At 67.9% G+C, this 25,040-nt stretch carries 26 protein-coding genes; 10 read left to right on the top strand and 16 right to left on the bottom strand.

All coding sequences use genetic code 11. The annotated features are described in order from the left end of the window. Nucleotides 1–3 precede the first annotated feature (3 nt). Entirely contained in the window at nucleotides 4–912 is a 909-nt protein-coding gene (locus ACFWFP_RS07300; RefSeq protein ID WP_379293650.1) for an alpha/beta fold hydrolase, read from the bottom strand. A 155-nt stretch (nucleotides 913–1,067) separates the two neighbouring features. On the opposite strand from ACFWFP_RS07300, the gene ACFWFP_RS07305 reads away from it, so the two are divergent. After that, the gene (locus ACFWFP_RS07305) at nucleotides 1,068–1,706 is read left to right on the top strand and encodes a TetR/AcrR family transcriptional regulator (protein WP_379293651.1); all 639 of its coding nucleotides are present in this window, start codon (nucleotides 1,068–1,070) and stop codon (nucleotides 1,704–1,706) included. A gap of 46 nt (nucleotides 1,707–1,752) precedes the next feature. Here ACFWFP_RS07305 and ACFWFP_RS07310 read toward each other — a convergent pair whose 3' ends face one another. The 8 genes from ACFWFP_RS07310 to ACFWFP_RS07345 form a co-directional block, all read right to left on the bottom strand. Next, a complete protein-coding gene (locus ACFWFP_RS07310) occupies nucleotides 1,753–2,637 on the bottom strand; it encodes an alpha/beta fold hydrolase (RefSeq protein WP_379293653.1) in 885 nt (294 codons plus the stop codon). 92 nt (nucleotides 2,638–2,729) lie between these two features. Beyond that, the gene (locus tag ACFWFP_RS07315) at nucleotides 2,730–3,224 is read right to left on the bottom strand and encodes a DinB family protein (RefSeq protein ID WP_379293654.1); all 495 of its coding nucleotides are present in this window, start codon (nucleotides 3,222–3,224) and stop codon (nucleotides 2,730–2,732) included. 122 nt (nucleotides 3,225–3,346) lie between these two features. Then, nucleotides 3,347–4,363 carry an ABC transporter substrate-binding protein gene (locus ACFWFP_RS07320; protein WP_379293655.1) on the bottom strand — a complete coding sequence of 339 codons (1,017 nt, stop codon included), beginning with the start codon at nucleotides 4,361–4,363 and terminating at the stop codon, nucleotides 3,347–3,349. A gap of 82 nt (nucleotides 4,364–4,445) precedes the next feature. Then, a complete protein-coding gene (locus ACFWFP_RS07325) occupies nucleotides 4,446–5,372 on the bottom strand; it encodes a TAXI family TRAP transporter solute-binding subunit (RefSeq protein ID WP_379293656.1) in 927 nt (308 codons plus the stop codon). Next, a complete protein-coding gene (locus ACFWFP_RS07330; protein ID WP_379293657.1) occupies nucleotides 5,369–6,832 on the bottom strand; it encodes a sensor histidine kinase in 1,464 nt (487 codons plus the stop codon). Before ACFWFP_RS07330 ends, ACFWFP_RS07325 begins: the two co-directional genes overlap by 4 nt. Nucleotides 6,833–6,848: 16 nt before the next feature. Beyond that, nucleotides 6,849–7,508 carry a response regulator transcription factor gene (locus ACFWFP_RS07335; protein WP_379293658.1) on the bottom strand — a complete coding sequence of 220 codons (660 nt, stop codon included), beginning with the start codon at nucleotides 7,506–7,508 and terminating at the stop codon, nucleotides 6,849–6,851. Nucleotides 7,509–7,554: 46 nt separating this feature from the next. Continuing rightward, nucleotides 7,555–8,925 (bottom strand): MFS transporter, encoded by a 1,371-nt coding sequence (locus ACFWFP_RS07340; RefSeq protein ID WP_379293659.1) that lies wholly within the window; start codon nucleotides 8,923–8,925, stop codon nucleotides 7,555–7,557. Between the two features lie 204 nt (nucleotides 8,926–9,129). After that, nucleotides 9,130–10,593, bottom strand: a complete 1,464-nt coding sequence (locus ACFWFP_RS07345; RefSeq protein WP_379293660.1) for a flavin-containing monooxygenase — start codon at nucleotides 10,591–10,593, stop codon at nucleotides 9,130–9,132. Between the two features lie 100 nt (nucleotides 10,594–10,693). On the opposite strand from ACFWFP_RS07345, the gene ACFWFP_RS07350 reads away from it, so the two are divergent. Beyond that, entirely contained in the window at nucleotides 10,694–11,365 is a 672-nt protein-coding gene (locus tag ACFWFP_RS07350; RefSeq protein ID WP_379293661.1) for a TetR/AcrR family transcriptional regulator, read from the top strand. Nucleotides 11,366–11,398: 33 nt separating this feature from the next. On the opposite strand, the gene ACFWFP_RS07355 is transcribed toward ACFWFP_RS07350, so the two are convergent. From ACFWFP_RS07355 to ACFWFP_RS07370, 4 genes are all read right to left on the bottom strand, one after another. Further along, a complete protein-coding gene (locus tag ACFWFP_RS07355) occupies nucleotides 11,399–12,652 on the bottom strand; it encodes a diguanylate cyclase domain-containing protein (RefSeq protein ID WP_379293662.1) in 1,254 nt (417 codons plus the stop codon). Between the two features lie 33 nt (nucleotides 12,653–12,685). Beyond that, on the bottom strand, nucleotides 12,686–13,999 hold the full coding sequence (locus tag ACFWFP_RS07360) for a serine hydrolase domain-containing protein (RefSeq protein ID WP_379293663.1): 1,314 nt from the start codon (nucleotides 13,997–13,999) through the stop codon (nucleotides 12,686–12,688). Nucleotides 14,000–14,148: 149 nt separating this feature from the next. After that, the gene (locus tag ACFWFP_RS07365) at nucleotides 14,149–14,655 is read right to left on the bottom strand and encodes a cupin domain-containing protein (protein WP_379293800.1); all 507 of its coding nucleotides are present in this window, start codon (nucleotides 14,653–14,655) and stop codon (nucleotides 14,149–14,151) included. Nucleotides 14,656–14,969: 314 nt separating this feature from the next. After that, nucleotides 14,970–15,716, bottom strand: coding sequence for an MspA family porin (locus tag ACFWFP_RS07370; protein WP_379293664.1), 747 nt, complete (start codon nucleotides 15,714–15,716; stop codon nucleotides 14,970–14,972). Between the two features lie 302 nt (nucleotides 15,717–16,018). On the opposite strand from ACFWFP_RS07370, the gene ACFWFP_RS07375 reads away from it, so the two are divergent. Then, nucleotides 16,019–17,134 (top strand): MerR family transcriptional regulator, encoded by a 1,116-nt coding sequence (locus tag ACFWFP_RS07375; protein WP_379293665.1) that lies wholly within the window; start codon nucleotides 16,019–16,021, stop codon nucleotides 17,132–17,134. Nucleotides 17,135–17,180: 46 nt separating this feature from the next. Here the strand turns inward: ACFWFP_RS07375 and ACFWFP_RS07380 are convergent, their stop codons facing one another. Further along, a complete protein-coding gene (locus ACFWFP_RS07380; RefSeq protein ID WP_379293666.1) occupies nucleotides 17,181–17,969 on the bottom strand; it encodes an aminoglycoside phosphotransferase family protein in 789 nt (262 codons plus the stop codon). A gap of 25 nt (nucleotides 17,970–17,994) precedes the next feature. Between ACFWFP_RS07380 and ACFWFP_RS07385 the strand changes: the two genes are divergently transcribed. Continuing rightward, nucleotides 17,995–18,378 (top strand): HIT family protein, encoded by a 384-nt coding sequence (locus ACFWFP_RS07385; protein WP_379293667.1) that lies wholly within the window; start codon nucleotides 17,995–17,997, stop codon nucleotides 18,376–18,378. A 110-nt stretch (nucleotides 18,379–18,488) separates the two neighbouring features. Next, the gene (locus tag ACFWFP_RS07390; RefSeq protein WP_379293668.1) at nucleotides 18,489–18,854 is read left to right on the top strand and encodes a VOC family protein; all 366 of its coding nucleotides are present in this window, start codon (nucleotides 18,489–18,491) and stop codon (nucleotides 18,852–18,854) included. Nucleotides 18,855–18,875: 21 nt separating this feature from the next. Here ACFWFP_RS07390 and ACFWFP_RS07395 read toward each other — a convergent pair whose 3' ends face one another. Beyond that, nucleotides 18,876–19,334: a cupin domain-containing protein gene (locus ACFWFP_RS07395; protein ID WP_379293669.1), complete on the bottom strand. Its 459-nt coding sequence runs from the start codon at nucleotides 19,332–19,334 to the stop codon at nucleotides 18,876–18,878. A 424-nt stretch (nucleotides 19,335–19,758) separates the two neighbouring features. On the opposite strand from ACFWFP_RS07395, the gene ACFWFP_RS07400 reads away from it, so the two are divergent. The 5 genes from ACFWFP_RS07400 to ACFWFP_RS07420 are packed head-to-tail and all read left to right on the top strand — an operon-like array spanning nucleotide 19,759 to nucleotide 24,426. Continuing rightward, nucleotides 19,759–21,324 (top strand): ABC transporter substrate-binding protein, encoded by a 1,566-nt coding sequence (locus ACFWFP_RS07400; protein WP_379293670.1) that lies wholly within the window; start codon nucleotides 19,759–19,761, stop codon nucleotides 21,322–21,324. A 6-nt stretch (nucleotides 21,325–21,330) separates the two neighbouring features. After that, nucleotides 21,331–22,284, top strand: a complete 954-nt coding sequence (locus ACFWFP_RS07405) for an ABC transporter permease (RefSeq protein ID WP_379293671.1) — start codon at nucleotides 21,331–21,333, stop codon at nucleotides 22,282–22,284. Next, nucleotides 22,281–23,267, top strand: coding sequence for an ABC transporter permease (locus ACFWFP_RS07410; RefSeq protein WP_379293673.1), 987 nt, complete (start codon nucleotides 22,281–22,283; stop codon nucleotides 23,265–23,267). The genes ACFWFP_RS07405 and ACFWFP_RS07410 overlap by 4 nt, the downstream gene beginning before the upstream one ends. Then, nucleotides 23,264–23,896 (top strand): OsmC family protein, encoded by a 633-nt coding sequence (locus ACFWFP_RS07415; protein WP_379293674.1) that lies wholly within the window; start codon nucleotides 23,264–23,266, stop codon nucleotides 23,894–23,896. The genes ACFWFP_RS07410 and ACFWFP_RS07415 overlap by 4 nt, the downstream gene beginning before the upstream one ends. Then, nucleotides 23,893–24,426: a nuclear transport factor 2 family protein gene (locus ACFWFP_RS07420; RefSeq protein WP_379293675.1), complete on the top strand. Its 534-nt coding sequence runs from the start codon at nucleotides 23,893–23,895 to the stop codon at nucleotides 24,424–24,426. Before ACFWFP_RS07415 ends, ACFWFP_RS07420 begins: the two co-directional genes overlap by 4 nt. Here ACFWFP_RS07420 and ACFWFP_RS07425 read toward each other — a convergent pair. Beyond that, nucleotides 24,399–25,040: a TetR/AcrR family transcriptional regulator gene (locus ACFWFP_RS07425; RefSeq protein ID WP_379293676.1), complete on the bottom strand. Its 642-nt coding sequence runs from the start codon at nucleotides 25,038–25,040 to the stop codon at nucleotides 24,399–24,401. The genes ACFWFP_RS07420 and ACFWFP_RS07425 overlap by 28 nt on opposite strands.

Raw genomic sequence — 25,040 nt, forward strand, 5'->3', positions numbered from 1 at the left:
TTGTCACCTGGATTCTGTTTCGGCGGAAAGGAATTCGGCGACGAGCCGATTGAATTCGTCGGGCTGTTCGAGCATCGGCAGATGCCCGGCCCCGGACAGGATTTCCACCCGCCGCACCGCCGGGTTGGCGGCGGCGAAGCCTCGCAGGTCGGCTTCGGGGGCGATCCGGTCGAGTTCGCCCCCGATCAGCAGCGTCGGGCGGGTGTGCGTCAGCGCCGCGGTGAAGTCGTAACCGAATCCCTGCCGCAACGTCGACAGGGTGCCAGGGCCGCCCACGCCGGCGAGGAAGTGGCCGAACATCTCCTCGGAGATGTCCTCCGGACGCGGAACATACGGTGCCAGCGCGAGTTTGCGCGCCCAGGGCGTGCGAACGATCAGCGCCTGGATCGCGGACGGCAGCGGCAGCCCCGCGGTCGCCGCCTCGATCAGGAAATTCACCAGTCCGGGGTCGCGGCGCAAGGTGGCGATCGGCGAGTCGAACAGTGCCAGCACCGAGGTGATCGGGCCGCCGGCCAACACGATTCGGTCCACCGTGTGGGGAAGTCCGGCCGCGACCTCGCACGCCACCAGGGTGCCCATCGAATGTCCGATGACATCGATCCGCTCGACCTCGCTGTGCCGGCGCAGAGCGTCGATCACCGCCACGGCGTTGCCGATGGTCGACACCTGTGGTTTTTCGGAATCGCCGAATCCCGGCAGGTCGACCGCGAGGACCCGGTGCGTGCGCGCCAGCGCCGGGATTGTCGCGGCCCAATGCCGCCGGCATCCGCCCAAACCATGGACGAGGATGCACACGCGATCACCGGTACCGGCCTGCACGTACGCGACTCGTCGGCTGCCGACGACGAGATCGTGGCGTTGCGGCTCCGCTCGGCTCACGAATCCGACGTCGACTGTGGAATTTGTGCCCACCCCTGGCTCCTACCTCGCACTGGCGGTGGTTTCGAAGCCCCACCAACCTGATAGTCACTGTCTGTCTGACAGTGACTATCAGAGATTAGCGTCGCTCGGGAAGGTTCTGCAAGTCACTGTCAGTCGGCGGGGATGGGCTCGCGTATCGTTTCGGGGTGCCCGATCCCGTCCGTCAACCCCCAGCGCCCGGCCTCGTCGAGCGCCGCAAGATGCAGGCGATGCTGGAAATTCAGGACGTCGCCCTGGGATTGTTCGAGTCCGACGGCTACCGCAAAGTGTCGGTCGAGCAGGTTGCCGCCGCGGCCGGGGTCTCGGCGAGCACGATCTATCGCTACTTCGGGACCAAGGAACAACTGGTTGTCTGGGACCATGTCGACACCCAAGCCCTCACCCTGCTGACCGCGGGCACCGATGTCGTCACCCCGGCCGAGCTCCTGGCCGCGGTCACCGCCGTCGCGCCGATGGTCATCGCGGCCCTCGCGCATTCGGGCGAGGAGCAACGCATCCGGCGCCGAGTGCGACTGATGACCTCCGAACCCGAGGTCCGCACCGGTGAGCTGCACCAGATCCACAGCCTGGAGCGCCAGATCCAGCACCTGCTGATCCAGCGGCTCGGGCGCGACGACATCGACCTGACCGTCCGCTACGCCGCCGCTCAGGCGGCCTGGGGATACCTCGCCGCCGTCGACCACTGGGCGGCAACCGACTTCACCGAATCCCTGACCGATGTTCTCCAGCGCGCCACCGACCTGATGGTGGAAGCCGTCGGCGCTGTGCTGAACACCGCCGACTGACCGAGGCGCCGCCGACGCCGCGGTACGGCGGCCGACTCGCAAGTCCTTACAGTCGAGCCGCCACAGCCCGGCACGCATCGGTCAGCGCCGCGACGAACCGGTCCGGCGCGACGGCACACGCCGCATGACCCGCCGCGACCGGATGAATGCTCGAACCGGGGACGGCGGCCGCGAGTTCGATCTGCCGGTACACCGGAATCGCCCTGTCCCTGGTCGTGATGACCACCGCGGTCGGCATCCGCAGCTCCGGCAGCCACTCGGTGGCGTCGAAGGTTCCGATCTCGGCCAGCACGGGCGCCAGCGCCCACCCGCTCGTGCTGCGGAATTCGCCCACCGCCCAGCGACGGAGCTGGCCCGGCACCAAGGCGGGCGGCAGATCCGGCAGGGTCCGCGTCAACCGCCGGGCGCGGCGATAGGGATAGTCACCCAGCGCCTCGGCGACGGACGCGAAACCGCGATGGAACGCCCGCTCGCGCCACTTCTCCTGGAAGCGATACGGAGTCGCGCACAGCACCAGCCCCGCGACCCGGTCGGGGTGCCGGTGCGCCGTGAGCAGCGAGACGATCCCGCCGAGCGAATAGCCGACGCAGACAAAGCGATCCAGGCCCAGTGCGTCGGCGACCGCGACGACGTCGTCGGCGCAGTCGTCGAGCCGGAATCGCGCCGACTGGATCCCGCGCCCGTGCCAGCGCTGATCGAAGAGCACCACCCGATACCGGGCGCTCAGCGACGCCAGCGCGGGAAACCAGTTCAGTGCCGCCGTGCAGGCGGTGCCGTGTAGCAGGATCAGCACCGGCGCGCCGGGTGGTCCGGGGATGTCGACGACGTAGGTCTGTCCACGTCCGGGAAGCTCGAGCATCCGCCCGCCGGGAATCTCGTCCACGGGGGGCACGACGAACGGCCCCGTCCGTATCGATCGCGCAGATCCCACGCGGGCCTCCTCGGACATTTCTAGAACTCGTTACAGTTCATGATGGCATATCGAGGCGACCGGCTCGGCGATGGCAATGTCAGGCGTCGAGGTCAGCGGCCGGTGGCGCCGTCGATCAGTTCGCGCAGGATGTCGGCGTGGCCTGCGTGCCGGCCGGTTTCCTCGATCATGTGGGTGAGCGCCCAGCGCACGCTGGGAGCGCGGCGGCCCGGTAGCGGTCGGGGCAGCGGCGCGCCGAGATCGGTGCAGCCGTCGAGTACTTCGTTCGCCTGCTCGACCGCGGCCCGGTAGTGGGCGACGACGTCAGTGACGTTGTCTGTCGCCGGGGCATGAAACGTCGCCTGCCAGTCGGTCACGTTCTCCCCGAGGAACATCGAGCGTTCGACGAAGGTCAGGTGCTCGAGCAGCCCGAGCAGGTTGGTGCCCGACGGCACCGCGGCCGTCCGTACTCGAGGTTCGGGGGCGCCGATGACCTTCGCGACGATCGAGGTCCGCAGGTAGTCGAGGAATCCGCGCAGAACCTCGATCTCATCGCTTCCCGTCCGCGGGGGCGGGCTGTCCCGGCGGCGGCGCGTTGTGCTGGGCACAGTGGTCACCTTTCCTCTGCCGCCGACGTCAGGCGGCGTGATGGGTGAGCGGGCGCGCCCAGTTTCGCCGAGGCGGCCACGATCTGGCACGCGAATTTGCGGGTTCGGCAAACAAAGGTCGGTCAGCGGACCTTCTTCGCGTCCCGGATCGTGGTGGCCAGTCGTTCCAGCAGGGGAGCGGTGGCGGCGTGGGAGAAGCGGAAGATCGGCGACCACGGTGCGACCTGTCCGGCCGTGACCGCGGCCAGGCTGCGCCAGACCGGCCGGTCGGCGAGCGCGGCCGGCTGTAGGCCCGAGGTGCGGTCGTCGAGCAAGATCACATCGGCGTGATACCGGTCGGCGGTCTCCCAGCTCAGTGATTGGAAGTAGCCGCCGGGATCCACCTGGTCGGGGACGACGAAATCGAGGCCGAGTTCGGTGAAGTAGCTCAGTTCCGCCGAGGCGCGGGGGTCGGAGGCGTAGAAGAGTTCGGGGGTTGCCGAGGCGGCGAGTACGCGCAGGCCGGGGCGCGCCGCCACGGCGTCTCGCACCGCCTGGGACGCGGCGTCGAAGCGCTGCTGCGCGGCCGATACCGCCGGTCCGGCGGTATCGGCGCCGAGCGCCGCGGCCAGGGCGCGGTAGCGCGCGATGATGTCGGGGAGTCGCTGACCGGCGATCTCCACGGCGATCACATTCGGGTTCGCCGATTCGATCTTGGTCAGGTTGTCGTCGGGGATGTACCAGAGTCGGCCCGGCACATAGGAATCGGTGACGAGCAGATCGGGCTCGAGTGTCGCGTACTTCTCGATGTCGAACTGACCCCAGGCGTCTCCGACGACGGTCAGCGAGCCCGGATCGAGGTCGCCCAGCAGATCGCGGTCACGCGCTTCGCCGAAAATGCCCACGATGGGCTCGCGCACTCCGTAATCGGCCAGCGCGCCCGCCGAACCGGTGAACGCGACCACCCGGCCCGGTGTCCCCTCCGTGCGCACGGTGCCGCCACGGCCATCGGGAAACTCCCAGCTGCCGGTGTTGTCGCGTCCATCGCCGGTGCCGCCCCCGCACGCCGCGAGGCTCGCACTCACCCCGACCGCCCCCGCCACCGCGAAGAATCGGCGTCGGGTGAGGGCGGGGTCCGGTCGATCCTGCTTCGCGATCACGATTCTCCTCCGCACGTGGCTACCGGTTCGCGATCACTAGACCATATTCAATAAGGCAAGGCAAACCTTACTATCTGTGGGTTCAGCCGTGCCAGCGACGGTAGACCTCGGCCGCTCCAGGGTGCAGCGGGACGGTTCCGGTGCCGATCAGGAATCGGCCGTCGAGGAACTGGGTGCCCGCGGCCTCGGCCGGGACGAGCGCGTCCGCGTGCCGGACCAGCAGGTCGACGATGGCGGCCGCGGTCTCGTCGGGCAGGGTGGCAGCGGCGAGGAGAAGGTTGGCGACGCCGATCGTGTGCACCGCCGGGCTGCCCGGATAGGCGTCGGCGGGAATGGCGACCCGGTCGTAGACGGGGCCGTATCGCTCTCGCATAGGTGCGGCGAGGCCGCCGAGGTCGATCAGTCGCAGGGGATCGGGTACGGCGAGCGCGGCGGTCGGCACACCACCTGCCCACAGCAACGCGTCGATGACGCCGTCGGTCAACCGTTGCGCGGCCTCGCGCAGCGGGCGATGCTCGACCACGACATCGACGGTCGGATCGAGCCCGGCCGTTGTCAGCAATCGCTGACCGGTGACCGCGGCTCCCGAACCCGCGGCACCGAGATTGACTCGGCGCCCGCGCAGGTCGGCGACCTCGTGGATCGGACCGTCGGCGCGGACCGCCAACTGGAGATAGTTCTCGTAGACGCGACCGAGTGCCACCACGCGCCCACCGAAGTCGCTCGCCGAATCCGCCAGCGCCAGTGCGGTGTCGACGTCGCCATCGGCGATCATCCGGAGATTCTGTTGCGATCCAGCGGTTTCCACCGGTTCGATGCGCACAGTGTCGGTGTCGCCGGCGGCCGCGGCGGCCAGCAGCCGCGCGAAGGCGTAGTAGAAGCCACCGTCCTCACCCGAGGCCAGTCGCACCGTTGTTCGATCGTTCGCGCCGCACCCGGCCACGCTCGCCGACACGAATGCGGCCAACGTCAGCATCCGGCGACGTGACATCAGCGGTCCACCGCTCATCGCGCCACCACCGGCACCCGAACTGTCACGGCGAGCCCGTGCGGGCGCACCGCCTCGACCGTCAATGTCGCGCCCCACGCCGTGGCCAGCGCCTGCGCGATCGACAGGCCGAGTCCCGTTCCGCCCGCGGTCGCGGTGGAACCGCGGAAGAACCGTGTCGTGAGTTTGCCGAGTTCGTCCGGCGCGACGCCTGTCCCGTCGTCGGCGACCCGGACCGTCACCCAGCCCGGTTCCTCGCGCACCCCGACTACCGTGTGCGCGCCGGATCCCGCGTACCGGCACGAATTGCTCAGCGCCACATCGAGAATCTGGGCGAGCGCGGCCGAACTGATCGCCGCCGCGCTGTGGTTGCCGCGACCCTCGCCATTACCCGGCGGCGCAGAGCTGGTCGACATCGCCGAGACGGATCCCTCGGGTCGGAGTGCGGTGGTCAACCGCATCTCCGCGTCGTCGAACGCCGACGCCCACGCGTCGATGCGGTCGGCCACGACCTGCGCCGGGTCACACCGCTCCTCGGCGGATGCCGCCGTGCCGAAGGAGGCGGGCGCTTGCGCCACGGCCAGCTCCAGCAGATCGTCGAGGAGCGCGGTCAGTCGTTCTCCTTCCGCGGTCGCGCCGCGGAAGGTCGCCGACGCCTGGCCGGGAACCGCGTATTCCAGTGAGTCGAGACGAATCATCAAGGCGGCGAGTGGGTTTCGCATGGCATGGGCGGTATCGGCGACGAGCTGGTGTTGCGCGTCGACGGAATCGGCCACAGCGGTGGCCATGGCGTCGACGGATTCGGCGAGGTCACGGACCTCCGGCGGGCCACCGTAGTTCTTGGTGATCGGGGCGCGGCCCCGTGGCTTCGGCAGCGTCGCGGTGAGTTCGGCGACCGCGTCCGACATGGCGGCCAGCGGGCGCAGCACCCAACGGCTCAGGACCAGCGCCAGCAGCACGAAGACCACCATCGCGGCGAGTCCGCCCACCGCGATCACCGCCCACACCCGGGCGATCGTCGCGCGCGCCGCGGCGGTCGACGCCTCGATCACGACGGCGCCGTTGACCTGCACGCCGGTGCCGACAGGGCGAGCGATGAGCATGACCGGAGCGCTCCACGGCATCAGCCGGTCCACCTGCTGCGGGCGCTGGTTGCGGCGAGCCGAGGCCACCGCGGCCCGGATCCGCGGATCGCTCACCTCGACTCCGGCGTTGACGATCGGTGCCCCGCGCGCATCCACGACCAGGACGTTCTCCCCGTACAGCTCGTGATAGCGGCCGACCTCGGCGGCCAGTGCCTGCACCCCGCCCGCCGATCCCGCCGCGTCCGCGAGGGTCGCGAAACGGTCGGCGTCACCGGACCGGCCGAGCACCAGCTCCTGGGTTCGGCTGGTGGCGGCGGTCAGCGACAGCGGAATCGCGAAAGCCAGCACGGCGAGCGCCGCGAAGACGGTGAGGGCGATCAGCAGTCTGCGGCGCATACCGGTCCTTCGGCGCTCACTCGCCCCACCGATACCCGTAGCCGCGAATGGTGGTGATCAAGCCGGGCCGGCTGAGTTTGGCGCGCAGCCCCGTCATATGGACATCGAGCGAGCGCGAGACCGCGACGAACGCGTCTCCCCAGATGCGGTCCATCAGCTGCTGCCTGCTCACCGCGGCGCCCGGCCGTTCCACCAGGACCTCGACGAGCTCGAACTCCTTCTGGGTGAGCGCGATCGGGGCACCGGCCACCTCGACGACTCTGGCTCGCAGATCCACCCGGACGTCACCGGTGACGACTTCGGTCCTGGTCTGTGTGGCGACGGCCGCGGCCCGGCGCAGCACGGTCTCGAGCCGCGCCATCAGCTCGGCGATCCGCGGCGGCTTGACCACATAGTCGTCCGCGCCGCCTCGCAAACCCCGCACGATGGAGCGTTCGTCGCTGCGGGCGGTCAGGATCAACACCGGGATCGTGCTGACCTCACGCAGCTGACGCAGGACCTGCAACCCGTCCGCATCGGGCAGGCCGAGGTCGAGGAGTACGGCGTCGAAGTCGCGGTGGGCGATGAGCAGATCGGCGCCACGGCGCAGGCGCTCGGCCCGGTAGCCGCGCGCGGTGAGCGCCTCTACCAGGGCGTCGCCCACTCCGTCGTCGTCCTCGACCACCGCAAGCCGCACGCGCCGATCCTCCCATAGCGGCAGGACCGGCCCGTGTTCCGGACGGTCAGCCACGCACGGCGGCCATCGTCCGTTCCGGCTCGACCGCACCGGTATCGACGACGTCGTCGGCGTCGATGGTCGACTCGGCCGAGGTCTCCCGCATGAAGTAGTAGGTGATCAGCGAGATCGCGATACATCCGGCGACATAGAAGAAGTAGAGCGACTCGAGGCCCGCCTTCTTCAACGCCAGCGCGATCATCTCCGCGGTACCACCGAAGATGGCGACCGTCAGCGCGTACGGCAGCCCGACACCGAGCGCGCGGATCTTGGTGGGGAACAGCTCGGCCTTCACGATCGAGTTGATCGAGGTGTAGCCGGTGACGATCACCAGCGCGGTCATCATCAGGCCGAAGGCCGCGAGTGCGTTGGCGGTGTGCGCGAGCGCCGTCATGATCGGCACGGTCAGCACGGTGCCGGCGACACCGAAGAAGATGAGCAGTCTGCGGCGGCCGATCCGGTCCGACAGGCCACCCGCGATCGGCTGGAGCACCACGAACACCAGCAGCGCGACGAAGTTGATCCAGGCCACGGTGTCCTTGGAGATGCCCGAGGTGTTGATCATGAACTTCTGCATGTAGGTCGTGTAGGTGTAGAACGCCACGGTTCCGCCCAGGGTCAGTCCGACCACCAGCAGACATTCCCGCGGGTACTGCAGCAGGACCCGCAGCGAACCGCGTGAGCTGCTCGCGGCCGCCTTGCCGGTCTCGGCCGTCTTCTCCATGGCCTTGAACGAGTCCGACTCGTCCATGCCGCGTCGCAACAGCATCACCACGATCGCGCCACCGGAACCGATCAGGAACGGAATGCGCCAGCCCCAGCTGTACATCTGCTCGGACGAGAGCATCTGCTGCAGGATGATCTGCACGCCCAGCGCGACGAGCTGGCCCGCGACCAGCGTCACGTACTGGAAGCTCGAGTAGAACCCGCGCCGGCCCGGGGACGCGACCTCGGACAGATACGTAGCGCTGGTGGCGTACTCACCGCCGACCGACAGCCCCTGCAGCAGCCGCGCCATGAGCAGCAACACCGGCGCCGCGATACCGATGGTCTGGAATCCGGGTGTCACCGCGATCATCAGCGAACCCGCGGCCATCACGGTCACCGACAGGGTGAGGGCGGAGCGGCGGCCGAACCGGTCGGCGTAGCGCCCGAGTGCCCAGCCACCGATCGGGCGCATGATGAACCCGACCGCGAACACCGCCGCCGTCGACAGCAGCTGCGCGGTGGGGTCGCCGTCCGGGAAGAACGCCTTCGCGAAGTACACGCTGAACGCGGCGTAGACGTACCAGTCGTACCACTCGACGAGGTTGCCGATCGAGCCGCGCAGCACGTTCGCCACGACTCGCCGTTCACCACCGGCCTGTGTCGTTGTCACCTTGGACCCTCCTCTATCGGCGCGGCATTGCGCCGTCGGAGACCACTGTGTCGGCGCTCACATGCCGAAGGGAAGCGCCGCGGGCGGTTCCTAACCTTCCCTTAGGACGATCCACATCCTGGCGTGGGCGCGGCGATCCGGTCGAACGTCAGTACGCCGTAGAGGAGTTCGCCTTTGCCGAGACGTCGACGTGTCGTGTCGTCATCACAGAGTTCCATCCTGGTGAGCGATCAGATAGTCGCGGTCGTCGGGTTCGGTGAGCAGGGTGGTCATCGTCGTGCGGTCGAACGGCCACAGGTCGATGGTGTTCTCGTCGGTGAAGTACCAGGAGTTGCACCCGGTGTTCCACACGGTCGGGCCCATGGCCTCGGCGACGGCGTCGTTGAACCGGACGGTTGCCTCCTCGGTCACCTCCACGGTGTCGAACTCGTTGTCGCGGAAGCGTTTCAGCCACTGCGTGATGTAGCGGGCCGTCAGTTCCGCGGAGTACTGCAGCGAGATCGACCCGGTCGGTGAGTTCGGGCCCAGCACGGTGAACAGGTTCGGGAAGCCGGGGATCGCGGTCATCCGGTAGGCGCGCGGACCCTTCGCCCAGGCGTCGTCGATGCTCAGTCCGTCGCGGCCGCGCAGGTTCATCGGGCGCATGTAGTTGTGTGGGTGGAAGCCGGTGGCGTAGACGATCACGTCGAGGTCGTGGTGGGTGCCGTCCGCGGTGCGGATCCCGGTTTCGGTGATCTCGCTGATCGCTTCGGTCACCAATGCCGCGTTGCCGGCGCCGATCGCGCGGTGATAGGTGCCGGAGAGGACCTGCCGTTTGCAGAACGGTTCGTAGTCGGGGGTCAACGCCGCTCGAAGCTGTCGGTCGCGCACCTGGGTGGTCAGCGACCACCGGGCGAGTCGTTGGGCGGCGCGGCGTCGCCATGTCGGCTTCAACGCGATATCGGCGAGGATGCCCGAGCCCCACAACAGCATGGCGTAGAGCTGCCGGTGCGCGGCGGGCGCGGCAGCGAGGAGCTTGGCGAACAGTCGCGGCTGCGGCAGACCCATCGGAGCCCAGAGCACCCACTGGGGAGTGCGGGTGAACTGGGTGAGTTTCGCGGCCTGTGGTTGGAGCGCGGAGACCACCTGCACGCCGGTGGACCCGCTGCCGATCACCGCGATGCGCTTGCCGACGGTCTCGATCGCGTCGTCCCAGCGGGCGGTGTGCACGACCGCACCGGTGAACCGATCGGCGCCCGGGATGTCGGGAGTGAAGGGGTGGTGCAGCACGCCGGTGGCGGCGATGAGGAAGTCCGCCCGGATCTCTCGGCCGCCCGCGAGGGTGACGGTCCACCCGTCGGTGCCGTGAACGGCGTCGGTGACCTCACTGTTCAGCGTCAGATGCTTGGTCAGACCGAACTGCTCGACCACGTCGCGGTGGTAGCGCTGGATCTCGCCACCGGTGGCCCAGATCTGTGACCAGTCGGGCTTGGGGGCGAAGCCGAACTGATAGATCTGCGAGGGAACATCGCAGGTCAGTCCGGGATAACGGTTCCAATGCCAGACCCCGCCGACATCGGAGCCCTTCTCCAGGATCACGAAGTTCTCGAAGCCGGCCTGCTTGAAGATCACACCGGCGGTGATACCGGCGACGCCGGCGCCGATGATGACGATCTTCGGGTCACGCATGACGAACTCCTTTGTTCTGTCGACACTTGGTGGACTGACACGTCATTCTACTTACGGAATGAAGTGTCACTCAACTTTGACGGAGGCTATCATCGCAGGCGTGGTCGGACCAGAGGCACTCGGAGACAGACGCGCTCAGCGCGCGGAACGCATGCGCGAGGAAACCCGCCGCGACATCATCGACGCCGCCTTCGATTGCTTCGCGACGAGCGGCTACCACGACACCTCGATCGCCGATATCGCCACGCGACTGGGGATCGGCCACGGCACCTTCTACCGGTACTTCCAGAACAAGCGCGACATCATCGACCACGTCGTGGACGATCTGTTCGGTCGCGTGCTGGAAGCCTTGGCGACCGACAACGCCCCCGCCGCCGCGGAAACCCTCGACGACTACCGCGCCCAGGTCGGCCGCATCGCCGACGGCCTGACCGACATCCTGTACTCCGACCCGCGCATTCCCCGGTTCCTGTTCACCGGAACGGTCGGCGTCGACGCCGAACTGAACAAACGAATGTTCAGCGTGCTCGACTCGGCCAACGCACTCACGGCCGGTTACCTCGAACACGGGATCGAACGCGGGTACCTGCGCGCCGACCTCGATGTCGACCACACGGCGCAGGCGGTGATGGGCATGCTCCTGGCCGGGGTGATCGCCGGTGCGAGGGATGCCGCCGAACGCGGCATCACCGACGCGAGCGAGCCGCCCGAAAAGCAACGACAGCTCAGCGGCGCGATACAGCGGCTGATGTTCGACGGAATCGCCCTCTGACCCACCGCCCCGCGCCCGGGGGCCGCGGGAATCTCAGCGCGGTATCCCGGGTCCGTCCGGCGCGTCGGTCTCGTCGGTGCGCAGGATCCACCGGTTCTTGCCCAGCGCCTTGGCCTGGTAGAGGCAGTCATCGGCCTCGGCGAGCAGTTCGTGAACGCGTCTGCCGGTCAACGGCGTCACCACCGCGCCGATGCTGACCGATATCGATACCGCTCCGTGGGGGAGGGCGAACGGATCGACGACCGCGGCGTGGAGCAGATCGACGGTCTTGCGCGCTCGGTCGACCGCGGACGGGGGGAGCACCACGATGAACTCGTCGCCGCCGAGGCGAGCGAGCAACTCCTGATCGGTGCTCGCGCATCGCCGCAGGCGTTCGGCGAGCTCGACGAGAAGCTGATCGCCCACGGCATGTCCGTAGGTGTCGTTGACCGCTTTGAACCCGTCGACATCGAGTGCGCACACCGCCGCGTATTGCCCGGGGTGGGCGTCGCCGACGAGCGCGTGCAGCGCGGTGTGCAGGCCACGCCGGTTGGTCAGGCCGGTGAGCGGGTCGTGGTGGGCCTGCCACTGCAGTCGTTGTGCGGCGGTGTGCTGTTCGGTGAGGTCCTGGCCGAAGCCGAGCATGTAAGCCCGTTCGCCGTCGGCCGAGACGCACTGGGTGATCGTCCAGCCGACCCACCGCATCGTTCCGTCCGGGCGAGACTGTTCGCTTTCGAACCGCACGGTGCCCGAATCGGCGCCGGCGAGTTCGGTGAAGATGCGCCGGCGCTCGGTGTCGGCGGTGTCGCCTGCCAGGGCGAAGCCGTCGAGTCCCCGTAGCTGGTCGAGCGGGTACCCCATCAGGCGTTCGAAGGCCGGATTGGCGTCGATGATGCGGCCTCGGGCGTCGCCGATGGAGATGGCCACCGACGCGTGGCGGAACGCGATTTCGAAACCGTCGGCGGCGTGCGACGCCACCGATTCAGCGGTGAGACCGCGCCCGACGCCGAGACCGAATCGCGAGGCCAGGCTCGTCAGAACCTCGGGTGTCGCTCCGGCGTGCCGACAGATGTCACGCAGGGTCGGCAGCGAGGCATCGATGACGTCGGGGGAGCGAAAACCGAGATCGGCGACGGCGATCCCGAGGTTCTCGCCGACGGTGGGATCCCCTGCGGGGTCGGTCAGCGAGATCAGCACACGGTCCAGGAGATTTTCGAGGACCTCGACGAGTTCGTCTTCTCCGCGTACCGGGGTGGTCACCGCAGCCAGATGTGTGGCCCATTGCCGGGCGAACCGTCGAGCGGACACTGCCGATGACACCTCCCTCTCTCCGCGGTATCGTCACCGGCCCGTCGTGGTCGGTCCGGCGGGCGTGGTGGGCGCGGTCGTCGCGCCGGTGTTCGGCGCGGCCGGGTTGCCCGGCACCGCTTCGTTACCGTAGAACACCGGCAGCATGGCCTTCACCAGCACCAGCGCCGAACCCTCGCCCGACGGAACGGTCGCGAGGTTCGTGGCGACCACGATCGTGAGGTCCGACTCCGGGTCATGGCCCATGAAGGTCATGTACCCGGGCATCTGACCGTCGTGCCCGAACAGATGCAACCCGAATCGGATGATGCCGAGCCCGTATCCGGCGACCTCGGGGGCGGCCGGATCGATCGGCTGGATGCTGTCCATCCGAGTACGCTGCATCGTCTCGTCCAGCAGTTCACCCTCGACGAGGGCCCGCACATACCTGGCGACATCATCGACTGTCGAAATCGCGGCCCCCGCGGTCCACGTCCACGACGGGCTCGCGTCGGTCGCGTTGCTGGGTTGCAGTGTGCCCGCGAGAGCGGCGGCCTGTTCTTCGGGCGGCAGGGCGAACGTGTCGATGGTCGAGACATTGGTGCCGAACGCGTAGCCCTGCGGGTGCGGATCGGGGATCGAGTGGTCCGCCGCCGCGGGCAGCGAAGTGTGCTTCAGGCCGAGCGGTTCGAAGATCCGCTGCTGGAAATTCTCGGCGGCCGACATCTTCGTGATCTTCTCGATGACCAGGCCGAGCAGGATGATGTTGGTATTGCTGTAATCGAATTTCTCCCCCGGTGCGAAATTAACCGGGTGGGAGAAGGCGATCGCCAGCAATTCCTCGGGTGTCCACACCTTGTTCGGGTCACTGTCGAGCATGGCGTTGAATTGCGGATCGAACGTGTAACTGTAGAGCCCGCTTCGCATTTCGGAGAGCTGAGCGATGGTGATCTCATCCCCGTTCGGCACATCCGGCCAATATTCGGCAATCGGGTCGTCGAGTGCGAGCTTGCCCTCCTGCACCAACTGCAGAATGACCGTTGATGTCATAGTTTTGGTGTTGCTGGCAATGCGGAAGTAGTCGTCCACCGACATGGGGTCGTCGGCACCGATGACGCGGGTGCCGAACGTCTCCGTCCAATCGCCCTCCTTCGGCGATTTGACGACCACGACAGCACCGGGAATGACGTTGTCCTTCATGAGCTGGGTGATCACCGGCCGGAGGGTGGTGGCGTAGGCGGGCTCGGCTCGCGAACCGGCCGACGTGCTGGTGGCACTGCCGCCGGAATCCGACGACGTCCCGCAGCCCGTGGCGATGACCAAACTCGCGGTCGCGACGAACACTGCGAAACTCGTCCGGTGTCCCATGATTCTCCGATCAACGTGTGCTCAGGAGGGATGGTGTCGCGCTGTGTACCGCAACTCTGCTCCCTGCGCACCGAGGAATCAATCAGCAACCCGGTAACAGCGGAACGGCGCGCCGCGCATTCACCATTTCCAGGCGAGGAAAATCGGGTTCAGCTCCGGAAATCCTCGAAATCGAAGCCCGGTGCGACTACGCAGCTCACCAATACCTCCTCACCACCACAGGGCCGGGCCGCCTGCCAATGACCCGCCGGGATGAGTTGCTGCACGCGGTGCCCCGCCTCGATGGCGGGCCCGAGGAGCACGGTCTCGGTCGTGGTGGGGGTCTCGCCGTCGCCGCCCAGCACGAGTTCCAGTGGTCCGCCGCGGTGCCACATCCAGAGTTCGTCGGAGCGCACCGCATGCCAGATCGACTGTTCGTGCTCGGGGAGCAGGAACAGGATGCCGGTCGCGGCAGCGCGCGGTCCCGGATAATCAGTGGGGGCGAAGGTGTGCGGACTGCGCCAGGTTTCGCGAAACCAGCCGCCTTCGGGATGCGGCAGCAGGTCCAGGGTTTCCGCGGTCGATGGCCGGTGCAGCAGTTCGGTATGGCGGCCCGCCGGGCCGCGCCGGGCCCACCGCACCTTCCTGACGGGCAGGTGCCCGGCGGTCGGCGACATCTCGTGCGGGGTGACGACGAGGATCTGTGCGCTCGCGGGCAGTGCATCGGCGACCAGAAGCGCGGACTCGTCGTCTGCCGCCCAGGCAGTCCGGTCGTCGTCGACGGGCAACTGATCACCTCCCGACCGCCAGGCATCGAGCGTGGTCACCAGCATCGGTTCGGTGTCGGGCACGAGGGGTTCCATGGCATCGAGTGTTCACGAAGACCGCAGACATTGCCCGGAGTCAGCTCGCTCTGGTGGACCAGCAGGCCCTCCGCGACCTGCTTCAGCAGGCAGTGCCTCGCGAAACTCCTCGGTTTCTCGTCGAAGGGCTACAGTCCGGTGGCATCGCCGAACACCGCTCCGCTGTCGTCGACTTCGGGAGTTCTGGTTTGCACGTAGGTGTATTGGCGGATGGTGGCCGGGCCCGCGCAATTGTCGACTTTGATGTGGAAGTCGCGGGTCACGATCCGCACGGTCTTACCCGGAATGAGCGGCTTGCCTTCGCCGATATCGACGTTGGTGATGTCGCCGGGTTGCAGTTCCAATTCCAGGAAAAGACCCGGGTCCAACGCGATGGAGGGAACGAAGCCGTTGTACTCCTGCACCTGTCCCGACTCGAACTCCTGCACCTGCCCGGACTCCTGCGTCTGGGACTGCACCGACTCGCCGGTACTCGACTGCTCGAGGGTCTGCGACTGCGCTTGCTCCGTCGCCTGCCGCTGCACCTGCTCCGTCGCGGAGTTCTGTTGCGGCCCCTGGAGGTCGAATTCGGTGGTGGGATCGATGCCGGGGAGCACGGCATCGATCCTGGCCGCACAGGCGACGGAGTATCCGGTCCTGAGCACGCCCTCGGCCTGCCCGTCGAGTCGCCCGTACGCAACAGTGGAGACCAGCGCCTCACGGCTGGTGGGGGAGCCGTTCAACGGCGCGATTCGATAGATGACTTCGTCGTGTGTGCCGACGGTGAAACTGCCCATATCCGACTCGAAAGTCTTCTCGTGCGGAGGCAGATTGACGGTATCGGCATGTGCGGTCGGCTGCGACAGTAAGGCCAGCGCTGATGCGATATAGCTCACTCTCCGGATGATTCGCAACATGACCCCTGACACTAGCGAATTCGACAGCCGTTCCCCCTCGTCGCGCGTCGCGTGTCCTGACCGATGCTGCTTCTTGTTCGCCTGTTCATCCGGCAGCAATTCGCTTCGGCACCGTGATGAGGTTCCGGCGACCGCGGAAACCACCCTGCGCGGCAACCCAGAGCACGGCGATGGCCGAAGACAGCAACACCAACTCGATCGACGCAGTTTCCGAGAACCGGCACTGGCCGCAGGCGCCGTCGCTTGACTCTCACGTGGCGTGAGGCCGCATAGTCGATCCCGTGGAGGAGCACCTGACCGTAGGGCGTGTGGCCGAGTTGGCGGGCGTGAGCGTGCGCACCCTGCACTACTACGACGAAATCGGACTGGTTCGGCCGGCAGAACGAACGGCGGCCGGGTACCGAACCTACTCACCCGGTGATGTGGAGCGACTCCGCGAGGTACTGGCCTACCGGCGCTTGGGTTTCGGGCTGAGTGAGATCGCCGACCTGGTCGGTGACGTGTCCACCGATCCGATCGCGCACCTGCGCCGACTACGCGGCCTGCTGGTTGCACGGCGCGATCAGACCGACGCCATGGTCGCTGCCATCGACAGAGAACTCGAGGCACGGGCGAAGGGAGTCACGGTGAGTCCACAGGAGCAACTGGGGATGTTCGGCGCACGGCTCTACGACACGATCGGTAGCGCGTACACCTCCACACGGCGCACCGACCCCCGGATCGCCGCACAGATCTGGGCTGGGCTCGGTGACGCGCGGACGGTGCTGAATGTCGGTGCGGGGACCGGATCCTACGAGCCCTACGACCGCGACGTGACCGCCGTCGAACCGTCGGCGGTGATGCGGGCGCAGCGGCCCGCCGGCTCTGCGCCGTGCGTGGCTGCCGCGGCCGAAAGGCTGCCGTTCGCCGACCAGTCCTTCGATGCGGCGATGGCCGTCTCCACCGTTCATCACTGGCGCGACCCGATCGGCGGGCTGCGCGAGATGCGGCGCGTGGCCCGCCGGGTCGTGGTGCTCACGTTCGACGCCTGCGAGCCGGGATGGCGGGACCGGTTCTGGCTGACCCGCGACTATCTGCCCGAGTTCGGCGACCTCCTCGCCGACTTTCCCTCGCTGGCGGCGATGGCCGAGCCGATCGGCGCTGTCGCGGAGCCGGTGCCCATTCCGTGGGACTGCACCGATGGTCTGTTCGAGGCGTATTGGCGCCGCCCCAGAGCGTATTTGGAGGACCATGTGCGCCGTGCGGTATCGACCTGGACGAGGGTCGGACAGGAGGTCGAGCACCGGGCGGTGCGCAGCCTTCGCGACGATCTCGCCTCGGGGCGGTGGGCCGAGCGCAATGGTGACCTCGCCGGTCTCGAGGCAACAGATCTCGGCCTTCGCTTGCTCATAGCCTGAACCTGTGCTTCGGCCGGTTGTCGGGATGACCAGAGCCCAACGGGGATCAGCGCCGTCGAGGATTTCGTCGATGGTGTGGCGGGCGTTGGCGGCGATGATCGGATTGGTGGCTCAGTAGTCCGGGAGCTGTATGACTGCCATGGACAGTGCCCAGCCGCGCCCGCGACTCCACTGTGGCGTCGTCGACGTCGACGGCATTGCGGAAAACCTCTCTGGCGGAGTGCGGCAGCAGATTCCATGTGGGGATCAGGTCGCCGACGCCGGTGGTGGCGAAGTCGAGTACTCCGGTCAGTCTGCCTGCGGTGAGGAGCAGGTTGCTGGGCATCAGATCCGAGTGCAGCCAACAGGGCGCCGCGGTCCAGGGCGTCGCGGCGAGGGCTTGCTCCCACGCGGAGGTGGCAGCGGCAGCGTCGAACGGCTCGCCGGTGTGGCTCAGGTCCCCGATCGCGGCGCGCGTGCGTCGATCGACGGTGACGAGCGGGGCGCCGCGGTAGGCGGCGGGCCCGGAGTCCGAGCCGACCTTGCGCATCGCCGTCACGAACTCGGCCAGGTCGTGGGCCAGCTGTATCGGCTGGGCGAGACGGCCTTCGACCGGAGTTTCACCGTCGATCCACTGGTGCACCGCCCAAGGCCAAGGGTATCCCTCGGCCGGAGAGCCCATGGCGACCATGATGGGGATCGTGACCCCCAGCGCGGGTGCGATTCTCGGGAGCCACCGACGCTCTCGTTCCAGATCGTGGGTGCCCGCGACGGTGAGGGGGAGCCGGACTGTCAACGTGTCTTGTCGCGGTATCGTCGCCGGTATGTGGGGGTGCGTGATCTGCGACAAACACAATGGGACCGGACCACTGGTGAGCCCGGTGATCCATCTCGACGACCTCGTGGTGGTGACCCACCGGCCCGCCCATGGCGAGTGGGCGCGGCCGGGCTATCTGTTCGTCGAGCCTCGTCGCCACGTTGCGTCCCTCGATTTGCTCGATGACGACGAGACGGTCGCCTTCGCCCGCGCTGTCCGCTCATCGATCGGCGCCCTGCGCCAGGTTCTCGAACCCGCCCACGTCTTCACGTTCGTCGCGGGACTGAGCGCGGCCGGTATCCACCTTCACCAGCACATCTTCACCCGGCCTGTCAGCACCGCACGAGATGTACCGTGGCACGACGTCGATTCCCCGGACGCGCCTCGAATCCCCGCATCCGGACTGGATGCGCTCTGTGAAGAGCTGGCTGCGGCGATGCGGGGCTAGCGGCGTACCCGGGGCCGACGCGCACCGCGCCCGCCGAACGTGTGTATCGCCTTGTGCGCGGGGCGATTCGAAGTGCAGACGGCGGAAGGCGACGTCTCTATGGTGGACCGATGGCGTCGGTCAAACAGATCCAAGTCACCTTCGACTGCGCGGCACCGGAGCGCGTCGCTCACTTCTGGTCCGAGGTATTGGGGTACGAGCACCGGGGTTCAGCGTGTATCGACCCGTCAGGCGTGGGCCCACGCCTGTATTTCCAGCGGGTGCCCGAGGGGAAGGTCGTGAAGAATCGGGTGCATCTCGACGTGCGGGTCGGCACCGGGCTGGTGGGTGAGGAACGCGTGGCGGCACTCGAGTCCGAATGCGCGCGACTGGTCGCGCTCGGCGCGGAACGGGTGCAACTACTGCGTGCCGACGGTGTCAACGAGTCGTGCCTGGTGATGCGCGATATCGAGGGCAACGAGTTCTGTCTCGACTGAGCAGCCGAGAACGCTTGCGGGCTATGGCCGGTGGATGGGGTCGATCCACTGCACGGCTTCGGGCTTCTCGACCGGCTCGATCTCGAGATTGACGACGACGGCTTCGCTGTCGCTGCGCACCAGCACGCATTCCAGGGGTTCGTGGGTGCTGGCGTTGATCTCCTGGTGCGGGACATACGGCGGCACGAAGATGAAGTCGCCCGGCCCCGCCTCTGCCACGAATTCCAGCTGCTCGCCCCATCGCATCCGGGCGCGGCCGCGGATCACGTAGATGACACTCTCGAGCGCGCCGTGATGGTGTGCGCCGGTCTTGGCGTCCGGATGAATCGTGACGGTCCCGGCCCAGATCTTCTGCGCACCGACCCGGGCAACATCGATCGCGGACGCCCGCTCCATTCCGGGTGTTTGCGCGGTGTTGGGATCGAGCTGATCCGCCGTGATCACCCGGACACCGTTGTGCCGCCAGTCTTGGGCAGTCATGGGTGCGCTCCTGCACTTCGGTCGGTTCGAGCTGTTGCCGAACGCGATCGGTGGACCGTCGCGTTCGGATGAGATTACGCAATCATGATTCGGCTGCCCGGTAGACGTTTTCGCGCGTCGGGATCGAAAGGCACAGCCCTGGATCAGATCGGTGTCGACAACTCGCGCCCCCGCAATGTCCCCGGGCCCGAATGCGCGCCGCGGTAGTGATCGACGCACGCGGATCGCAACCTTTGACCACCGTTACTGCTCCTGCCAGGCTACTCGAGTAGACCAGCAGATCCATCCGATTGTGCACGCTGGTCGAGACGTATGGTCGCGCCGGGCAGGCCCGGCGCCGTGGCTCGATGAGGAAGACCTGCCGGTGAACAAACCCGTCCCCCCATCGCGACTCCGCTCCCGGAGACTGTGGTGGTCCCTGTCCGTGCCGTTGACCGCGTCGATGCTTCTCGCCGCCTGTAGCGCCGGATCGGGCGAGAGCACGCAGCCGCCGCGCACCGGTGGCACCCTGAACTTCGCGATCGGGACCGATTCCGGATGCGTCGATCCGCACCAAGCGGGCAGCAGCGACACGATGTATTCGCTGCGCCAGACCGTGGATTCACTCCTGGACCAGGATTTCTCGACCGGGAAGCTGGTTCCGTGGCTGGCCGAGTCCTGGCAGGTCAGCGACGACGCGCGCACCTTCACCTTCCGGCTGCGACCGCACGCGACATTCAGCGACGGAACCCCCGTCGACGCCGCGGCGGTGAAGGCCAGTTTCGACGCGATACCCGGACTCGGTGCTCTCGCGATCCAGGCGACGTCGTATCTCGAAGGCTACGTGGGCACCACGGTCGTCGACTATCGGACCGCCGCGGTGAGCTTCGCGCAGCCCAATGCGCAGTTCCTGCAGGCAACCACGACATCGTCGCTCGGTGTGGTCGCGCCCTCGACCGCGAGCCGGCCTGCGGCCGAGCGGTGCAGCGGCGGCGTGATCGGGTCGGGTCCGTTCGTCCTCACCGAATACCTCAGGAACCGGTCGGTCACCCTGACCAAGCGGCAGGGCTACGACTGGGGCTCGGCGCTGTGGACCAAACCGGGCGAGGCCTACCTCGACACCCTGGTGTTTCCGGTGATACCCGAAGCCGGTGTGCGCACCGGCAGCCTGATCTCCGGTCAGGTCGACGCGATCGGCCGTGTCGCCCAGGCCGAGGAGGCAGCGCTGGCCGGGGCCGATGTCACGGTGCAGGCGTACACGATTCCCGGCGTCGGCTACAACCTGGGCTTCAACAACAGCAAGGCGCTGTTCGGCGATGCCCGAGTGCGCCAGGCGATCCAGATCGCCGTGGACCGCAAGCAGATCGTCGAGACCGTCTTCTCCCGTGGCACGAACCCGGCGACGAGTGTGCTGGCGAAGAACACTCCCGGTTACCTCGACCTCGGTGCGGTACTGGCGGTCGACGTCGCACGGGCGAAGCGGCTGCTCGACGACGCGGGCTGGACCCTCGGGAGCGGGGGAGTGCGGGAGAAGGACGGAACGCGGCTGAGTCTGAAGACCGTGTGGTTCACCACCGCGGCCACCTTCCAGCCCGCGCTGGAACTGATCCAGCAGCAGCTCAAGGACATCGGTGTCGAACTGGTCCTGCACCAGCTGCAGGTCGCGCAGTTCCCGGAGCTGATCCGCTCCGGTGATTTCGATCTGTTCTGGGGCGGCAACTACAGCCGCGCCGATCCGGATGCGCTGCGCACGCTCTACTCCACCAAACTGCGCAACGCCTACCGCGTCCCGCCGACCGAGCTGGAAGGGTTGCTCGATCAGCAGGCCGCGACGCTGGATCCGGTGGCCCGCAACCGGATCGTCGCGCGGATCCAGGAACTGATCGTCGCCAACGCCTATGTGGTGCCGATCGTCGACCAGCAGTCGGTGCTCGGCGTCCGCACCGCCGTCCACGATCTGCGGTTCGCCGGTGCGGGTGACGTCCACCTGCACGACACCTGGAAGAGCTGAACAGTCGTGTGGCAGTTCGTTTTCCGTCGAACAGCACAGGCGGTGGCGGTGCTGTGGGCGGCCTACACGGTGTCGTTCCTGCTCCTGTTCGCCCTGCCGGGAGACTCCGTGGACGCCGTGGCGGGCGCGTCGGGAGCGGCGACGACGGTCGATCCCGCGGAACTGGACCGTCGGCGTGCCGAGTACGGCTTCGACGAGCCGCTGCTCACCCAGTACGCGCATCATCTCGCGGATGCGCTGCGCGGCGACTTCGGCGCGTCCTTCGCCAGCGGTGAACCGGTGGGGGCGCTCATCGCCGAGGCGCTGCCGCAGACTCTGCAGCTGACCGTCCCGGCGCTGGTACTGGCGGTCGTCCTCGGCGCGACGGTGGCCACCCTGGCCACCTACCGGGTGAGCCGCTGGCTCCAGCAGTTGCTGCTGTCGCTGCCCTCGCTGGCCATCTCGATTCCGACGTTCTGGATCGGGTTGATGCTGATCCAGGTGCTGTCGTTCCGGGTGCCGGTGTTCCCGGCGTTCGGCAACGACGGATGGCGTGGCCTGGTGCTGCCGACGATCACCCTGGCCGTGCCGACCGCGGCGTTGCTGGCACAGGTGCTGGCCAAGAGCCTGTCGAAGACACTCGACGAGCCCTATGTGCAGACCGCCCTGGCCAAGGGCGCGGGTCCGACCAGGATCCGGCTGCGGCACGCGCTGCAGAACGCGTCGTTGCCCGCGCTCACCGTCGTGGGTTTGCTCGTCGGCGGTCTGCTGGCCAACGCCGTGCTGATCGAGATCGTGTTCTCCCGCAACGGATTGGGCCGGATCGTCGTCGACGCGGTCACCGTGCAGGACGTTCCGGTGGTGCAGGGTGTCGTCGTCTTCAGCGCGGCGGTCTTCGTCTCGGTGAACCTGCTCGTCGACCTGATCTATCCGCTGCTCGATCCGCGGATCGTGACGAGCAGGGTGAGGAGTGCGGCGTGACGGCCTCGACGATCATCGGAGCGGTCGCTGCCCCTGCGGTGACCGAGCCGCCCACCGAAAGACCTCCCGCGTCGAGCCGATTCGACGTCGCCGGGACCGCGCGATTCCTGCTCCGCAGGCCGGGTCTGATTCTGTCGATCCTGGTGGTGGGGTCCGTGGTGCTCGCCGCGTTCGTCCCGAAACTGTTCGCCTCTGGCGATCCGCTGCGCGCGACGCCCGCGCAGCGGTTCGCGCCACCGAGCACGCAACACTGGTTCGGCACCGACGAACTGGGCCGTGACCACTACACGCGCGTGATCCACGGCACCGCGCTGTCGTTGCAGGCGACGCTCATCGCGGTGGGGGTGGCCTTGGTCGTCGGCGCGGCGATCGGGTTGCTCGCCGGATTCGTGCGCGGGTGGGTGGAGAGCGTCTCGATGCGGCTCGTCGACGTGGTGCTGTCCATTCCGGCGCTGTTCCTGTCGCTGGCCCTGGTGACCGCGCTCGGGCGCGGGACCGTCGAGATCGCCGTCGCCGTCGGCGTCGCGGGGGTGGCCGGTTTCGCGAGGGTGATGCGGGCCGAAGTGCTGCGGGTGAGCGAAGCCGACTATGTCGATGCCGCGCGCGCGTCCGGAACACGCTGGTACGTCGTGATGGTGCGGCACGTGCTGCCGAACGCGCGCGGCCCGGTACTCGTGCTCGCGACGCTCGAACTGGGCACCGCGGTGCTCGCGGTCGCGTCGCTGAGCTTTCTCGGTTACGGCGCCGCGCCCCCGGCCCCGGAGTGGGGCACCTTGATCGCCGGCGGCCGCAACTACCTGGCCAACGCCTGGTGGCTGTCGACCCTGCCGGGTCTGGTCATCGTCGCGACCGTGCTGTCGGTCAACCGGATCGCCCACGCGCTCGACGGCGAATGGAGCCGTCGCGCGACACCACACGTACCCGCCGGCGACCGCGCTCCCGCGGCCGTTTCCACCACCGAGACCGAGGAGAAGCACCAGTGACGACGACGAACAGCCAGCAGAATCCGGCAGTCGCGACCGGGAACGGGGATTCGCCCGGGTTCGCGGCGCTCACCGAACCTCTGCCCGGCCTGCGCGAGTTCCTCATCCACAAGCGTGCGGCGCTGCTGGCGCTGGAGGCGAAGGCCGAGCAGACACCGCCGGTCGAGCCGATCGTGATCCGCGCGCACACCGTCGCGGAAGGGCGCAGTGGCGTGCGCCGCATCAGGATTCGCGATCACCGGATCATCAGCGATTCACCGCCCGAGTTCGCCGGGTACGACCTGGGTCCGGGATCGCCCGAGATCCAGCTGGGGGTGCTGTCGAGTTGCCTGACCCATATCTTCGAGATCACCGCCGCGCGCCACGAGATCGTGCTCGACGAACTGCGGGTCGAGGTGACGGCCGAGATCGAACCACGCCGAGGCACACCGGGTTTCGAGAACGCACCGATCGAACCCCACAACATCAGCTACCAGGTTTTCGTCACCTCCCCTGAGGCTGCCGACCGGATCGACGAGCTGTTCCGGATCGTGGAGTCGCAGTGCCCCATCCTGGCGTTGCTGACCAATCCGCAGACGATCACCGGTTCGCTGACGCTCACCCCGACGCCATCGGACCAGCGGCGATGACATCGATCGCGCAGCGCCTGGCGAGGCTGGAAGCGGAGGGGGAGATCAACCGCACCTTCTTCCGGTTCTTCGAACTCGTCGACAGCCGGCGGTACGAACTCATCGCACCCCGATGCCTCGCGCCCGACGCGCAGATCGAATACCGGCTCCCGGCGCCACACAGCTTCAACGGCCGCGACGAGTTCACCCGGTACATGGTCGACAAGGTCGCGCCGCGCTCACAGCGGGTGGCGCACGTCCTCGGCCAGACCGTCGTGGAGTGGCGCGGGGACACTCCACGGCTCAAAGCCCGTGCGACGGTGTGGCACTGGTACCAGCAGTTCGCCGACCGTGGTGATCTGCGCCCGGCCGACTGGACCACGATCGGCCAGGTCGAGGACGATTTCGCGTTCGTCGACGGGAGTTGGCTCATCGCACGGCGACTCGTCACGCCGGTCGCGGGCCTGGTGGCCGCCGGATCACCGCCGCCGAGCCTGCCCGGACCCGTCGCCGCGCGGCCGGCTCACCCTGGATCGGCCGAAGCACCGTAGGCGCGGAGGAAGGTATCGACGGCGCCCTCGGCGACGAAGCGAATGTCGGCGGCGGGCACGTCGCGCGTTCCCATGCGCGAGCGCGCCTCGGCGGGCGCGCTGAGCATGGCCAGCAGCTGTTCGGCCGCTTGATCGGGGTCGCACGGACGCAGCTGACCCGACAGCACCAGTCGTGCCAGCCGGTCGGCCAGGGCGGGGCCGAGCCGATCGGAGGTTCGGTTCTGCACGACCTCGATCAGATGCGGAAAGCGAGCGACCTGGGCGTAGGTCAGCCATCGCAGGGCGCGCGAACGATGCTCGCAGTTCACCGCGAGGATCTCGCGCGTCACCTCGTGCAGGCTCGCCCGCAGATCGGCCACGGGCGTGCGCAAACGCTCTATCGCGGCCAGGTTGTCGGCCAGGACGGATTCGGCCGTCGCCGCCATCGCCTCGTCGAACACGCGCTGCTTGTCCTCGAAGTGGTTGTACACCGTCTGCTTCGAGACCCCGGCCTCGTCGGCGATGTCCTGCACGCTCGACTGGTCGTACCCCTGGCAGGAGAACACCGAGAACGCCGCCTCGAGAATCGCACGCCGTTTGTCGATACGTCCACGCGCCGCCGGCTGATCCACCAC

Source organism: Nocardia sp. NPDC060249, assembly GCF_042728755.1.
Classification (GTDB): domain Bacteria; phylum Actinomycetota; class Actinomycetes; order Mycobacteriales; family Mycobacteriaceae; genus Nocardia.

Excerpts from the sequence above, each read along its gene's own strand:
- ACFWFP_RS07365 (WP_379293800.1), bottom strand. The coding sequence starts at position 14,655 with ATGTCGCCGACCGCCGGGCACCTGCCCGTCAGGAAGGTGCGGTGGGCC.
- ACFWFP_RS07360 (WP_379293663.1), bottom strand. The coding sequence starts at position 13,999 with ATGGGACACCGGACGAGTTTCGCAGTGTTCGTCGCGACCGCGAGTTTG.
- ACFWFP_RS07345 (WP_379293660.1), bottom strand. The coding sequence starts at position 10,593 with ATGCGTGACCCGAAGATCGTCATCATCGGCGCCGGCGTCGCCGGTATC.
- ACFWFP_RS07325 (WP_379293656.1), bottom strand. The coding sequence starts at position 5,372 with ATGAGCGGTGGACCGCTGATGTCACGTCGCCGGATGCTGACGTTGGCC.
- ACFWFP_RS07420 (WP_379293675.1), top strand. The coding sequence starts at position 23,893 with ATGACATCGATCGCGCAGCGCCTGGCGAGGCTGGAAGCGGAGGGGGAG.
- ACFWFP_RS07395 (WP_379293669.1), bottom strand. The coding sequence starts at position 19,334 with ATGACTGCCCAAGACTGGCGGCACAACGGTGTCCGGGTGATCACGGCG.
- ACFWFP_RS07330 (WP_379293657.1), bottom strand. The coding sequence starts at position 6,832 with ATGCGCCGCAGACTGCTGATCGCCCTCACCGTCTTCGCGGCGCTCGCC.
- ACFWFP_RS07390 (WP_379293668.1), top strand. The coding sequence starts at position 18,489 with ATGGCGTCGGTCAAACAGATCCAAGTCACCTTCGACTGCGCGGCACCG.